This is a genomic window from Streptomyces sp. NPDC012466, from assembly GCF_042955215.1.
Lineage (GTDB): Bacteria > Actinomycetota > Actinomycetes > Streptomycetales > Streptomycetaceae > Streptomyces.
In genome coordinates this window covers 361,169-374,682 of the sequence record NZ_JBIBEQ010000003.1, presented here as the reverse complement: position 1 = coordinate 374,682, position 13,514 = coordinate 361,169, and the positions used below count along the sequence as shown (strand labels likewise).

Genomic DNA, 13,514 nt, shown 5'->3' with positions numbered 1-13,514 from the left:
CGGTGTGCCCTGGATCCAGGGGCAGGGACAGAGAGGAGAGCTGTCATGGCTCATGCGGCACCCGCCTCACGCACGATGACCACGCCTCGTCGCAGGCCCGATGTCTTCGGTGCGCGCACCCACGCCGCCGCGAGGGTGGCGCTGCCCGTCGTCCTCGGGTTGGTCTACGGCTTCTGGGCCGCGGCCAACCGGCGCCACGGCGGGCCCATCACGGGCTGGAACCTGCTGTTCGGCTTCGTCACGGCGCTCGTGTTCGCCGTGGCCTTCGCCGCCGTGTGGCAGCTGTCCCCGCGGCTGCCCCGCGAACTGCACGCGCTGAGCTGGTTCGTCCTGACGGGCTGTGCGGTCGGCTTCCTCTACAACCAGACCGGTGCGTCCGTGTTCAGCTCCAGCGGCCTGGGGCTGCTGGTGGGGGCGGGCGTCATGGCGATGATGTTCTACCGCTTCTACACGCACGAGGACGCCGCGGGCCGGCGCCTCGACTGAGGGGACCGGGACACCCGTTCGGAGCAACCCTCCGCCGGACCGGGAGGCGTCACTCTTCGCAGGTGGGGAGGCCGTTCGACGCGGCGGGCGGGCAGCCGGACGCCGTCGCACCGCTCGCGGACAGGGGCCGGGGCGCCTTGCCTGGAGGGGTGTCCCGGCGCAACCGGGCGCCCGTGTCCGAGAAGGCGCCCCCACGATCGAGGAACGTCCTGTCGGCCGTTCTGCTCACCCTGGCGTGCCTGCTCCTGCCCTTCGGCGCGCTCGCGTCCTGGGCCGCCCACGGACTGACCGACACCGGCCGCTACGTCCGGACGATGGCGCCGCTCGCCGCCGACCCGGACGTACGGCGGGCGGTCGCGGACGCCGTCGGGGACGGCGTCATGCGGGAGGCCGGGCACGAGCTCGACACCGGTCCGCTGCGCGGGGCGGTCGGGCCCTTCGTGCACGACGCGGCCCGCTCCTTCACCCGCACCGAGGCCTATCGCGCGGCCTGGGACGCGTCGAACCTGGCCGTGCACGACGCGGTGCTGCGCGCCCTGCGCGACGACGGCGCCCACGGCGCCCCGGTCACCGTCGACCCGGCCCCCGTCATCGCCCGGATCAAACAGCAACTCGCTGATGACCACGTGTCGTTCGCCCACCGCATCCCGGTCACGCACACGCGGATCCCGGTGCTCCCGGCCGCGGACGTGGACCGACTGCGCAAGGGGTACCACGTGCTGGACACCGCCGCCTTCTGGCTGCCGCTCGCCACCGCCGTCCTCGCGGTCGCGGGGATCACCGTCGCCGCGTGCCGCCGCCGCGCGGTCACCGCCCTCGGGCTGGGCACGGCCCTGGGCGGGGCGCTGCTGGTCCTCGCCGTCGCGATCGGCCGCCGCCTCACCCTCGCCGACCTGCCCGACGCGCTCCACCGCCCCGCCGCGGGCGCGGTCTACGACGCCCTCACCTCCACCCTGCGCGCGGTGTCGTGGCTGCTGTGCGCGCTGGGCCTGACCGTGGCGGCCGCCGCCTGGGTCACGGGCCGGTACGCTCCCCGGCTCGCCGCGCGGCGACCTGCGCGAGGGTCCGCAGGGCCCGTCGCAGATCCGGTTCCGGAGCCGACGCGAGCCCGAGCCTGACGGCGTCGGGCGTTTGCCCGGGGGCGACGGCGAAGTCCTTGCCGGGCGTGACGGCGATGCCGTGCGCCGCGGCGGCGGCCGTGAAGGTGTCGGCGCGCCACGGGGCGGGCAGCTCCCACCAGGCGAAGTAGGCCCCCGGGTCGGACCGTACGGCGAAGCCCGCGAGTTCCTCGGCGAGGATCCCCTGCCGCCGCGCCGCGTCCGCCCGCTTGGCCTCCACCAGCCGCGCCACCGTCCCCTCCCCGGCCCACCGCACCGCCGCCTCCAGCGCGAACCGCCCTGCGCTCCAGCCACCCGACCGCACGGCGCCCGCCACGGCGGCGACCCGGTGCGGCGGCACCACGAGGAACCCGGCGGTGAGCCCCGGGGCGACCCGCTTGGAGAGCCCGTCGACGACGTGGGTGAGGGCCGGGGCGTGCACGGCGAGCGGATCACCGGGCTCCCGGAGGAAGGACCAGATGCGGTCCTCCACCACGGGCAGGTCCAGCTCGTGGACCAGCTGGGCGAGGTGCAGCAGCCGCGGCCGGCCCGTCGTGAGGGACGTCGGGTTGTGCAGCGTCGGCTGCACGTAGAGGGCGGACAGCGGCGCCGTGCGGTGCGCCGCGGCGACGGCCTCCGGGAGCAGCCCGGCCGCGTCCCCGGCCAGCGGCACCAGCGTGATGCCGAGCCGCGCCGCGATCTCCTTGACCAGTGGATACGTCAACTGCTCCACCCCGACCCGGCCGCCGGGCCGGACCAGTGAGGCGAGGACGGCGGCGATGGCCTGCCGGGCGTTGCCGGTGAACAGCACCCGCTCGGGGGCGGGGCGCCAGCCCGGGGTGGTGAGCAGCGCGGCCGCGGCCTCCCGCGCGGCCTCGGTGCCGGTGGCGGCCGCCGGTAACAGCGCCTCGGCCAGCACGTCGGGGCGCAGCAGCGGGGCGAGAACGGGGGCGAGAAGCTCCGGCTGGCCCGGGGCGGACGGGTAGTTGAGCTCCAGGTTGACGTGCGCGGCGCCCGGAGCGGCCTCGGTGAGCGTCTGCCCCGCCCGGCCCAGCACCGGGGCGGCCCGTACGAAGGTGCCGCGCCCGACCTCCCCGACGACCAGCCCGCGCCGCACGAGCTCGCCGTACACCCGCCCCGCCGTGGACGGGGCGACGCCCCGGCGGCGCGCGAACGCCCGCTGCGGAGGCAGCCGTTGGCCCGGCCGCAGCCGCCCGGTGGCGATGTCGTCGGCGATGCGGTCGGCGATACGCCGGTAGTCACTCATCGGCCGGTCTCCCCCTTGGATTGCACCGAGAGCAAAGATCTTATTGCACCGAGTAGTTGGGCGGCCTAGGGTCGGCGTCATGGCACCCTTCCTCGCATACGAGGACAAAGGCCCGGATACCCATCGGGTACCCCTGGTCCTCGTCCACGGCCACCCCTTCGACCGCACGATGTGGGCCCCACAGCTCGACAGGTTCCCGGGTACCCGCCGCGTCATCGCCCCCGACCTGCGCGGCTACGGCGCCTCCCCGACGGCCCCGGCCGTCCCGGACTTCTCCGCCTTCGCCCGGGACATCGAGGCCTTGCTGGACGAACTGAAGGTGGAGTCGTTCGTCCTCGCGGGGCTGTCGATGGGCGGCCAGATCGTCATGGACTGCTACCGCCTGTTCCCCGAGCGCGTCCGCGGCCTGGTCCTCGCGGACACCTTCCCGTCGGCGGAGACCCCCGAGGGCGTGCGCACCCGCGACGCCATGGCGGACCGCCTCCTCGCCGAAGGCATGCGCGGCTACGCCGACGAGGTCCTGGAGCGGATGGTCGCCCCGTACGCGTCCGCCGAGGTCAAGGCGCACGTCCACGGCATGATGACCGCCACCGCCCCCGAGGGCGCCGCCGCGGCCCTGCGCGCCCGGGCCCGCCGCCCCGGCTTCGACACCCTGCTGACCCGCGTCACCGTCCCGGCCCTGGTCGTCGTGGGAGCCGACGACACCTTCACGCCGGTCTCCGACGCCCGGGCCATGCACGCGGCCCTCCCGGACGCCGAACTGCACGTCATCGAGGGCGCGGCCCACATGCCGAACCTGGAACGCCCCGAGGTGTTCGACCGGGCGCTGGAGGAATTCCTGGCCCGGGTCGATGCCCGGCAACCTTCCCCCGCCCCACCCCGTCTTTGAGGGAGGATGCGGGCGACCCACCCCGCGAACGGAAGGCCGGGCCTTGGACACCGCCGCTGCCGAGTGGACCGCCAGGGACGACGGGCGCGAGCACCGTCCGCCCGGACGGCGGCTCGGCGCCTGGTGCGCCGGCCTGCTGTTCGCCGGCGTGAGCGTGGTCGTCGGTTTCCGCGCCGCCGACAGCGACGGCATCACCCCCGTCCCGCAGCTCCTCGCCTTCCTCCCCTGGCTGCTCGTGCCCACCGCCGTGGGACTGCTGCTCACCCTGCTGTCCCGCCGGTGGCTCGCCACCCTCTGGGGGGTGGTCCTGCTCGGCCTGCTGGCCTGGTTCATCGAGCCGTACGGCAAGGTCGGCGACCCCGTGGGCCGTCCGGTCGCCGAACTGCGGGTGCTGACCTCCAACGTCGAGTTCGGCCAGGGCACCGCCTCCCTCGTCACCGCCGTCCGCCGCGAGAAACCGGACGTGGTCTTCGTCGAGGAGTGCGACCACGAGTGCGACGCCCTGCTGAAGCGGGACCTCTCCCAGGACTACCCGCACCGCCGGGCGGTGGAGGGCGGCGGCTCCGAGGGGTCCGTCATCCTCAGCCGCTTCCCGCTCCGGCCCACCGAGGGCGTGCGCGGCACGATGGGCATGCCCGGGGCGGTCGCCGACGTCGACGGGCACGCCGTACGACTCCAGCTCGCCCACCCCATGCCTCCGCTCCCCGGCCAGGTGGACCTCTGGCGCCGGGAGCTCGGCGCCCTGCGCGACGCGGCCGCCGCCGGCCCCGGCACCCCCCTCGTCCTGGCCGGCGACTTCAACGCCTCCCAGGACCACGCGGCCTTCCGCCGCATCCTCGACACCGGCCTGCGCGACGCCTCCCGCCTGGACGGCGCCGACCGCACGGCCACCTGGCCGGCCCTGACGGCGCCCACGCTCGGCGCGCAGATCGACCACGTCCTGGTGTCGGAGGACTTCGGGGCGAGCCGTACCCGCATCCTGGACCTGTCCGACACCGACCACCGCGCGGTCGTCACCGACCTCACGCTCCACGAGGGCCGCTGACCCGGGCCCGGTGCGCGCACGCGGATACGGCCGCCCCTCGCAGCAGGGCGGCCGTATCCGCGTGGGGTCTCAACGGGCCGACTTCTCCAGGGCCTTGTCCATCGCCGCCGCCAGGCCGTTGGCCCACAGCCGGTTGACGCGGGACCGCTCGGTCGCGTTCGGGACGGCGTTGGTGCAGGACGGGCCGGGGCCGCCGCCGGACATCAGCTCACTGCACGGGCCCTGGTAGTGGTCGGGAAGACCCAGGACGTGGCCCGTCTCGTGGGCGGTGACCCGCGTGGAGTCGTACTGCTGGTTCTGCCGGTAGTCCAGGAAGATGTAGCCGTTGCCGTGACCGTCGGTTGAGGCGTACGAGCCCCGGGAGTCGTTGCCCTCCCGGTAGCTGAAGTCGGCCGCCGACGCGGAGCCCGCCTGGAGCCTCACGTTCGACACCGAGCTGTTCCATATCTGGGTGCTGCGCGCTATCTGGGCGCTGAACGTGGGCGCGCGGGAGGCGTCGTAGACGACGGTGACGGCCGCGGTGGCACTCGGGTTCTCGGCGCGCTTCTCGGCGACGGACTTCAGGACCGCCTGGAAGAACGCTCTGCTCGCGTCGGAACCGGCGGCCGGGGCGGGCGTGGCGACGAAACCGGTGTGGGCCGCCTCCGCGACCGGGGCCGCCGCGGCGGGAACCGCCGTGCCGAGACCGGCCGTCACCAGGCCGAGACCGAGAACCGCCAGGGCGGACGTGGTCTTTCGCATCGAGGACTCCTTGGGTGGGGGTTGAGTCTCACCGGTGAGTCTCGATGCCTGTGCGCCGCCTGTGATGATGGCAACCGGGGATAGGACGACGCTATTGGCCGCCCAATTCACCTGCTTTAGCGATGAATTATGTGGCTGGTTAACGCCGCCATTCCGCTTTAGCCTCACGGAGCATGGAGCTCGAGGTGAGGCACCTCCGCGCGCTGTGCGCCATAGCCGACACCGGCAGTCTGCACCGTGCCGCCCGGCAACTGGGCGTCGCCCAGCCGTCGTTGAGCACACAACTGCGCCGCATCGAGCAGGAGCTGGGCGGACCGCTGTTCCTGCGCTCCCACACCGGCTGCCGCCCCACCCCGCTCGGCCGCCTGGTCCTGAGCCGCGCCCGTCCGCTGATGGCCGACCTGCACCTGCTGGTCACCGAGGCGCGGGCGGCGGCGTCCAGCGGCACCGAGCTCCGCATCGGCTCGACGGCGAGCAAGGCCCTGGCGGGCTGGCTGCGCCGACTGCGCGCCCGGGGTCAGAACCCCAGCCTCCACATGAACGTCTCCCCCAACGCCCTGCTCCGCATGGTCGCCGACGGCCAGCTCGACGTCGCCTTCGTGCACGAGGTGGAGGGCTGCCCGCTGCGCATCCCCGCGGAACTCCGGCTGCGCGTCCTGGTCGAGCGCGAACCGCAGTGCGTGTCACTGCCCGTCGACCATCCGGCGGCCGTGAAGCAGGAGGTCGAGCTGGCCGACCTGGCCGGTGACCGCTGGATGATCGACCCGACGGTCGACGGCGAATGGGACGCCGTCCAGCAGATGTTCCGCGCCGCCCGCGTCAGCCCGCACGTCCTGCACGGCGACTACCACACGGCCGACGCCCTGGTCGCGACCGGCGAGGTCGTCACCGTCTGCCAGCCGACCCGCACCCCCCGCCCCGACATGGCGGTCCGCCGCATCAAGGGCGATCCGCTCGGCGTACGGCTGCTCGCCGCGGCCCGTACGGAGACGGATCTGGACGGGGTCTACCCCGCGCTGGAGGAGGCGTACGGGGAGGTGGCGCGGCAGGCACCGGCGTACCGGGAGTGGCGCCGCGGGGAACGGCCGGCGCCCGGCAGTGCTCTCAGACCGCCGAGCCCGGCCCTCCCCTGACCTGCCGGTGACGACCCGGCTCAGACGCCGATGTCGCGCCCGTCGGCGCGCCACACGGCCACGACGGCCGGCCGGACGTACGTCCCCGGTCCGTCGGGCCAGGTGCTGGCGGGCTTCTCCACGGACGCGCCGTCGATCTCGCCCGGGTGCTGCACGGCGACCAGGACGCGCCGGTCCTGGATGATCGGGCCGCACGTCTCGGCACCCTTCGGCACGGTCAGGAACTGCTTGAGCTCACCGCGCCGCTCACCCCGGGTCGCCACACCGAACAGGCCGTCGTGCGAGCCGAGCTGGGAGCCGTCGGTGGAGATCCACAGGTTGCCGTAGGGGTCGAAGGCCACGTTGTCCGGGCAGGAGATGGGGCTCACGCCGTCCTTCGGGAAGCCCGCGAAGTACGTCGCCGGGTCCTCCGGGTCACCGGCGACGAGGAACAGCGACCAGGCGAACCTCGTGCTCTCCGGCCGGTTCCACCGCTCGGTCAGCTCCAGCACGTGCCCGTGCTTGTTGGCGTGGCGCGGGTTGGCCTCGTCCGCCTTGGCGTTGGCGCCGACCCCGCGGTTGGAGTTGTTGGTCAGGGCGACGTACACCTTGCCGGTCACCGGGTTGGGCTCGATGTCCTCGGGCCGGTCCATCTTGGTGGCGCCCACCTTGTCGCCGGCGAGCCGCGTGAAGACGAACACCTCCTCGGCGCTCATCCCCGGCACGTGCGAGACGGCGCCCTTCGCGGTCGCGGTGGCCAGCGGAATCCACTCGCCGCCGCCGTCGAACTCGCCGTCGCCCGGCAGCTTGCCCGTGCCGTCGATCTCGATGGCGGGTGAGTCACCGGTGAGCTTGGCGACGTACAGCGTGCCCTCGTCGAGCAGGGAGAGGTTGTGCTCGCGCACGGCACGCGAAGACCCGTGCCGCATCCGCTTGCTGCCGACGAACTTGTAGAAGTAGTCGAACCGCTCGTCGTCACCGGAGTACACGACCGGCCGGCCGTCGTGCGTCAGCCGCACGGTCGCGGCCTCGTGCTTGAACCGTCCGAGAGCGGTGTGCTTGCGCGGCGTCGACGCGGGGTCGTACGGGTCGAACTCCACGACGTACCCGAACCGGTGCACCTCGTTCGGCTCCTGCGCGACGTCGAACCGCTTGTCGAACCTCTCCCACTTGCGCTCGGTGGCGCCGGTGCCGATCCCGTACCGCTTGTCGGTCGCCCGGCCGCTGTTGGCGAAGTACTGGTTGAAGTTCTCCTCGCCGTGCAGGGTCGTGCCCCACGGGGTGACACCGCCCGAGCAGTTGTTGAGGGTGCCGAGCACCTTGGTGCCGGTGGGGTCGGCGGAGGTCTTCACGAGCTCGGACCCGGCGACGGGCCCGGTGAGCCGGAACTCGGTGGTGGCGGTGACCCGCCGGTTCAGCTGATGCCGGGAGACGGCGGTGAGCTTCCCGCTCCGGCGGTCCTCCTCCACCACGACCGCGGACAGCCCGTGCGCGGCCCAGGCGATCTCAGCCTGCTCACGGGTGGGGTTCGCGGCGTCGTACCCGCGGAACATCAGAATCTCGTCGGTGTACTCGTGATTGGCGACGAGCAGCTGCCTGTTCCGCTCCCCGGGCAGCGGAAGGAGGGCGAGGAAGTCGCAGTTGTACCCGAACTGACCGGCCTGGGCCTTGGCGGTCTGCTGCTCCGGGTCGAAGGCGGGCGCCCCGCGCAGGATGGGCTCACCCCAGCGGATGACCACGTTCTGCCGGTACCCCTCCGGCACGGTCACGGCGTCGGCGGTGTTCGGCGCGACGGGCGCGAAGCGCAGGCCGCGCGCACCCTTGTTCTTGCGCCGGGCGGCCACGGAGGCGGCAGCGGCGGCCGGGGTGGCGGCCGGTGCGGCGGCGGCCTGCGGGGCCCGGGCGACCCCCGCGGCACCCGCTCCGGCGGCGGCCACCGTCACCACGGCCGCGGCCCGCATCATCGACCGGCGGCTGAGCGCACCGGCGATCACGTCACCGACGTACTCGTTGGAGCTGGTGTTGGGCACCTCGTGGAAGCAGGCGTCACCACACCGGAAACGACAGGTCATGGCGGACCGGCCGCCAGGGTGCGAACCGGACGGCGTTCCGATCAACGGCAGCAGCTTGCGCACTTTACTCTCCCCATGGATGCCCTTGGTGTCAGCGTGACCGTAGGGGCACATACGTGCGGTAGCCGGGCGCCCTGATGAACACCGAGTGAACCCGTGGCTGCCGTACGGGGGTTGCTGTCATTCAGCATCGCGACACCTGCACAGGCCGGATGTCCCCCTTGACAGGGTGGACCGGGCACCACAGACCCTGCCCAAGATCACACAGGAGGGCCGCTAACCTTACGTGTCCGTCCTGGCCAGGGATTGACGGGCTTCAACTCACGCGAAGGGTTGCGCGCACATGGGCATTCTCACTCTCTTGCGGAACGCGTTCGGACGGTCACGCAAGTCACGGACCGCCGAGGCCGAGGGTGCGGCGCGGACGACGACCGCCGGTGAGACCAGCGGGACCGAGGACCGGACCGCCGAGCACACCGGCCGCGACACCCTCGCACCTGCCGAGCGGACACCGGCCGCGGCCCCCTCCGCGGACCCGAAGGTCCCGTCCCCCTCCCCGGAGCCGAAGCCGACACCGACGGCGAGCGTCCCCGAACCCCGCACGGCGGACTCCGGGGAACACGACCTGGTGTCGTTGGCCTTCGACAATGTGACGGTTCCGCGTCCCGTGCGGTCGGCGGAGGAGGAGTCGGCGGTGAAGCCGACGGCCCCGGAGAAGACGGCTGCCGAGAAGACGGCTGCCGACGACGAACCGGCAGTTGCCGCGGAGCGGAAGACGCCGGAGGAGCCGACGGAGGCCGCCGAGCCGGCGGGGGCTTCGGAGCCGGCCGTAGCGGAGAAGGCGACCGAGGCGGAGGCCGCTCCGGCGGAGAAGCCGGTCGAGACGGAGACCGCTCCGGCGGAAGAGGCGCAGCCGGAGCCCACGGCGACGACGGACGCGAAGGCATCGGCCGAGGCGGACGCACCTGCGGACACGACGGACGCGGAAGCGGAGGCGAAGGCGAAGGCCGAGACGCCCGCCGAGCCGAAGGCCGAGACGCCCGCCGAGCCGAAGGCCGAGACGCCCGTCGAGCCGAAGGCCGAGCCGAAGGCCGAGTCCGCCCCGGCGGAGTCGGAGGCCACGGAACCGGCAACGACGGAGGCCCCCGCCCCGAAGGCCGAATCGAAGTCCGAGACGGAGTCGAAGCCCGAGTCGGAATCGAAGCCCAAGGCGGAACCGAAGCCGAAGGCGGAACCGGCGCCCGAAGCCGAGGTCGAGGCTGAGCCGACGGCCGACGCGAAGCCAGAGGCCGAAGCCGAGCCCCCGGCCGCCCCGGAGCCAAAGGCCGAGCCCAAGCCAAAGCGGAAGGCCGCGCCGAAGGCCGAGGCCGGCACAGGGACGAAGCCCAAGACGGCCCCCGAGGCCGAAGCCGACGCGGTACCCGCCGCCAAGGCACCCGCCAAGCCGAAGTCCGAGGCCACGCAGAAGGCGGCCGAGCCGAAGCCTGAGCCCAAGGCCACGCAGAAGGCGGCCGAGCCGAAGCCTGAGCCCAAGGCCACGCAGAAGGCGGCTGAGCCGAAGCCGAAGTCCGAGGCCACGCGGAAGGCGGCCGAGCCGAAGCCGAAGTCCGAGGCCACGCAGAAGGGGGCCGAGCCGAAGGCCGAGGCCGATGCGGCCCCCGAACCCGCGGCCGCCGACGGCGAAGCCGAGGCCGGGCCCGCCCTCCCCCTCACCCGCGTCAAGACCCGCGCTCCGGGCCTCACCACCGCCTACAAGGCCGCCACCGCCGCCCTCGAGGCCAACGACCTCACCGGCACCCGGGCCAAGGTCTACCTCGTCCTCGACCGCTCCGCCTCCATGCGCCCGTACTACAAGGACGGCTCCGCCCAGGCCCTCGCCGAGCAGACGCTCGCCCTCGCGGCACACCTCGACCCCGAGGCCACCGTCCCGGTCGTCTTCTTCTCCACCGAACTCGACGGCACCGGTGAGATCACCCTCACCGAGCACGAGAACAAGATCGACGACCTGCACGCGGGCCTCGGCCGCATGGGCCGCACCAGCTACCACGCGGCGGTCGAAGCCGTCCTCGCCCACCACGACAAGACGGCGGAACCCGCCACCCCCGCCCTGGTGGTCTTCCAGACCGACGGCGCCCCGGACGCGAAGACCCCCGCCACCCAGGCCCTCACCGAGGCCGCCAAGACCCACCCCGCCGTCTTCTTCTCCTTCGTCGCCTTCGGGGACCCGGAGAACAAGGCCTTCGACTACCTCCGCAAGCTCAAGACCCCGAACACGTCCCACTTCCTCGCCGGCGAAACCCCCCGCGAGCTCACGGACAAGGAGCTCTACGAGGGCGTACTGGCGAACTGGCGCCCGTAGCCATCCACCGCCCACGACGCCGCCCGCTTCCCACCCGTAAAAGGGGAGGCGGGCGGCGTACCCGTGTCAGCTACGATTTCAAGGTTCCGTAGACGACCGCGACCACGAGATCGTCACCCCACGTAGCGACTTGGGAGCAGCCCGCGATGGCTCGACACCTCATCACCAGCGCCCTTCCGTACATCAACGGGATCAAGCACCTGGGCAACATGGTGGGGTCCATGCTCCCGGCGGACGTGTACTCCCGCTATCTGCGCCAGCGGGGCCACGAGGTCCTCTACATCTGCGCGACGGACGAGCACGGCACCCCCGCGGAGCTCGCGGCCAAGGAGCAGGGCGTGCCCGTGGACGCGTTCTGCACCGAGGCGCACCACCAGCAGAAGGCGATCTACGACGGCTTCAACCTGGCCTTCGACTACTTCGGCCGCAGCTCCTCCCCGCAGAACCACGAGATCACGCAGGAGATCGCCCGCGAGCTGAAGGCGAACGGCTTCATCGAGGAGCGCGCGATCCGCCAGGTGTACTCGAACGCCGACGGCCGCTTCCTGCCCGACCGCTACATCATCGGCACCTGCCCGCACTGCGGCTACGACAAGGCCCGCGGCGACCAGTGCGAGAACTGCACGCGCGTCCTGGACCCGACCGACCTGATCGACGCCCGCTCCGCGATCAGCGGCAGCAGCGACCTGGAGGTCCGCGAGACCAAGCACCTCTTCCTCCTCCAGTCGGCGCTCGCCGGCGAGGTGGAGGCGTGGGTCGACGAGCGTGCCGACAACTGGCCCGTCCTCGCGTCCTCCATCGCCCGCAAGTGGCTCACGGAGGGGCTGCACGACCGGGCGATCACCCGTGACCTGGACTGGGGCGTCCCCGTCCCCGCCGACACCTGGCCGGACCTCGCCGCGGAGGGCAAGGTCTTCTACGTCTGGTTCGACGCCCCGATCGAGTACATCGGCGCGACGAAGGAGTGGGCGGACCAGGACCCGGAGAACCGTGACTGGCGCTCCTGGTGGTGGGAGTCGGACGCGAACGTCCACTACACGCAGTTCATGGGCAAGGACAACGTCCCCTTCCACAGCGTGATGTTCCCGGCGACGCTGCTGGGCACCCGCGCCCCGTGGAAGAAGGTCGACGTCATCAAGGCCTTCAACTGGCTGAACTACTACGGCGGCAAGTTCTCCACGTCCCAGCGCCGCGGCGTCTTCACGCACGACGCCCTCGACATCCTGCCCGCCGACTACTGGCGCTACTTCATGATGGCGAACGCCCCCGAGTCGGACGACTCGTCCTTCACGTGGGAGCACTTCACCGCCACGGTGAACAAGGACCTGGCCGACACCCTCGGCAACTTCGTCAACCGTGTGCTGTCCTTCTCCAAGAAGCGCTTCGGCGAGGAGGTCCCGGCGGGCGCCGAGCCCGGCGAGGCGGAGGCGAAGCTGGGCGAGGAGATCGCCCGTCTGCTCGCGGAGTACGAGTCCCAGATGGAGGCCATCCAGTTCCGCAAGGCGGCGGCCGCGCTGCGCGCCCTGTGGTCGGCGGGCAACTCCTACCTGGAGGAGAAGGCCCCCTGGCTGGAGATCAAGACCAATCCCGAGGGCGCCGCGCTCACCCTGCGTACGGCGATGAACCTGATCCACCTCTACGCCGTGGTCTCCGAGCCGTTCATCCCGACGTCGGCGAAGAAGATGCGCGAGGCGTTCTCCCTGGAGAACGACAGCGCGCTCTGGGTCACCGCGGACGAGGCGCGCTCCCTCACCGCCGTCCCGGCCGGCACCCCCTTCACCATCCCGCCGGTCCTGTTCGCCAAGCTCACGGACGAGGACCTGGAGTCGTACAAGGAGCGCTTCGGCGGCGAGCCGGCGTAACCCCGGCCCCACACCCGCCCCGCGTCCGCCCCTAGGGGAGTCTCCTCCTGGGGGCGGACGCGTTTCCGCGACGACTCGTCCTCAGGCTCATCGCCTCAGGGAACCTCTGTTCATAGGATGACCGAGGCACCTGGCCAACCACATGGGGGATCACCGATGGCACTGTTCGGCAACGCACACACCGTGAACCCGCAATCGGCCCAGCAGGACTACGCCCGTCTCCTCGGCCACGGCGAGCAGGTTCACGCCGCGTACCTGCTGATCCGCGACACCATCCTCTTCACCGACCGCCGCCTGATCCTGATCGACAAGCAGGGCATCACCGGCAAGAAGGTCGAGTACCACTCGGTGCCCTACCGCAGCATCACCCATTTCGCCGTGGAAACGGCGGGCACCTTCGATCTGGACGCCGAACTGAAAATCTGGATCTCCGGCACCCCGACCCCCATCGAGAAGACCTTCACGAAGGGCGTCGACATCTACGAGGTCCAGGCGATCCTGACCCAGTTCGTGGCGAGGTAGCCACCTCCCCCGAAGAGCCCGGAACGTTTCTCCGCCTCTCGAAAGAGTGAACGCAGCTCGTT

Annotated in this window: 11 protein-coding genes; 8 read left to right on the top strand and 3 right to left on the bottom strand. The window is 72.2% G+C overall.

Translation table 11 applies throughout. From position 1 onward, the window contains the following. The first annotated feature begins 45 nt into the window (after positions 1 to 45). Entirely contained in the window at positions 46 to 486 is a 441-nt protein-coding gene (locus ACFY9E_RS14090; RefSeq protein WP_390982844.1) for a hypothetical protein, read from the top strand. A gap of 149 nt (positions 487 to 635) precedes the next feature. Continuing rightward, positions 636 to 1,604, top strand: a complete 969-nt coding sequence (locus tag ACFY9E_RS14085) for a hypothetical protein (RefSeq protein WP_390983689.1) — start codon at positions 636 to 638, stop codon at positions 1,602 to 1,604. On the opposite strand, the gene ACFY9E_RS14080 is transcribed toward ACFY9E_RS14085, so the two are convergent. Further along, positions 1,501 to 2,850 (bottom strand): aminotransferase class I/II-fold pyridoxal phosphate-dependent enzyme, encoded by a 1,350-nt coding sequence (locus ACFY9E_RS14080; protein WP_390982841.1) that lies wholly within the window; start codon positions 2,848 to 2,850, stop codon positions 1,501 to 1,503. The two genes, ACFY9E_RS14085 and ACFY9E_RS14080, sit on opposite strands and share 104 nt — an antisense overlap. A gap of 79 nt (positions 2,851 to 2,929) precedes the next feature. Here ACFY9E_RS14080 and ACFY9E_RS14075 point away from each other — a divergent pair, with 79 nt between their 5' ends. Both ACFY9E_RS14075 and ACFY9E_RS14070 read left to right on the top strand, forming a co-directional pair. Continuing rightward, the gene (locus tag ACFY9E_RS14075; RefSeq protein ID WP_390982838.1) at positions 2,930 to 3,739 is read left to right on the top strand and encodes an alpha/beta fold hydrolase; all 810 of its coding nucleotides are present in this window, start codon (positions 2,930 to 2,932) and stop codon (positions 3,737 to 3,739) included. Between the two features lie 43 nt (positions 3,740 to 3,782). Next, positions 3,783 to 4,784, top strand: a complete 1,002-nt coding sequence (locus ACFY9E_RS14070) for an endonuclease/exonuclease/phosphatase family protein (protein WP_390982835.1) — start codon at positions 3,783 to 3,785, stop codon at positions 4,782 to 4,784. A 69-nt stretch (positions 4,785 to 4,853) separates the two neighbouring features. On the opposite strand, the gene snpA is transcribed toward ACFY9E_RS14070, so the two are convergent. Continuing rightward, positions 4,854 to 5,525: a snapalysin gene (gene snpA, locus ACFY9E_RS14065; protein WP_390982832.1), complete on the bottom strand. Its 672-nt coding sequence runs from the start codon at positions 5,523 to 5,525 to the stop codon at positions 4,854 to 4,856. Between the two features lie 173 nt (positions 5,526 to 5,698). Between snpA and ACFY9E_RS14060 the strand changes: the two genes are divergently transcribed. Next, a complete protein-coding gene (locus ACFY9E_RS14060; protein WP_390982829.1) occupies positions 5,699 to 6,658 on the top strand; it encodes a LysR family transcriptional regulator in 960 nt (319 codons plus the stop codon). A gap of 20 nt (positions 6,659 to 6,678) precedes the next feature. Here ACFY9E_RS14060 and ACFY9E_RS14055 read toward each other — a convergent pair whose 3' ends face one another. Continuing rightward, complete coding sequence (locus ACFY9E_RS14055) at positions 6,679 to 8,772, bottom strand: alkaline phosphatase PhoX (protein WP_390982826.1); 2,094 nt, start codon at positions 8,770 to 8,772, stop codon at positions 6,679 to 6,681. 280 nt (positions 8,773 to 9,052) lie between these two features. Between ACFY9E_RS14055 and ACFY9E_RS14050 the strand changes: the two genes are divergently transcribed. The 3 genes from ACFY9E_RS14050 to ACFY9E_RS14040 all read left to right on the top strand — a co-directional run bounded on the left by ACFY9E_RS14050 (position 9,053) and on the right by ACFY9E_RS14040 (position 13,452). After that, complete coding sequence (locus ACFY9E_RS14050) at positions 9,053 to 11,068, top strand: VWA domain-containing protein (protein ID WP_390982823.1); 2,016 nt, start codon at positions 9,053 to 9,055, stop codon at positions 11,066 to 11,068. Between the two features lie 146 nt (positions 11,069 to 11,214). Next, on the top strand, positions 11,215 to 12,930 hold the full coding sequence (metG, locus tag ACFY9E_RS14045) for a methionine--tRNA ligase (RefSeq protein WP_390982820.1): 1,716 nt from the start codon (positions 11,215 to 11,217) through the stop codon (positions 12,928 to 12,930). A gap of 156 nt (positions 12,931 to 13,086) precedes the next feature. After that, a complete protein-coding gene (locus ACFY9E_RS14040) occupies positions 13,087 to 13,452 on the top strand; it encodes a PH domain-containing protein (RefSeq protein WP_221758613.1) in 366 nt (121 codons plus the stop codon). Positions 13,453 to 13,514: the final 62 nt, after the last annotated feature.

What these genes read in the sequence shown, in the direction of transcription:
- ACFY9E_RS14075 (WP_390982838.1), top strand. Translation starts at nt 2,930, where the DNA reads ATGGCACCCTTCCTCGCATACGAGGACAAAGGCCCGGATACCCATCGG.
- snpA (WP_390982832.1), bottom strand. Translation starts at nt 5,525, where the DNA reads ATGCGAAAGACCACGTCCGCCCTGGCGGTTCTCGGTCTCGGCCTGGTG.
- ACFY9E_RS14050 (WP_390982823.1), top strand. Translation starts at nt 9,053, where the DNA reads ATGGGCATTCTCACTCTCTTGCGGAACGCGTTCGGACGGTCACGCAAG.
- ACFY9E_RS14040 (WP_221758613.1), top strand. Translation starts at nt 13,087, where the DNA reads ATGGCACTGTTCGGCAACGCACACACCGTGAACCCGCAATCGGCCCAG.
- ACFY9E_RS14090 (WP_390982844.1), top strand. Translation starts at nt 46, where the DNA reads ATGGCTCATGCGGCACCCGCCTCACGCACGATGACCACGCCTCGTCGC.
- metG (WP_390982820.1), top strand. Translation starts at nt 11,215, where the DNA reads ATGGCTCGACACCTCATCACCAGCGCCCTTCCGTACATCAACGGGATC.
- ACFY9E_RS14060 (WP_390982829.1), top strand. Translation starts at nt 5,699, where the DNA reads ATGGAGCTCGAGGTGAGGCACCTCCGCGCGCTGTGCGCCATAGCCGAC.
- ACFY9E_RS14080 (WP_390982841.1), bottom strand. Translation starts at nt 2,850, where the DNA reads ATGAGTGACTACCGGCGTATCGCCGACCGCATCGCCGACGACATCGCC.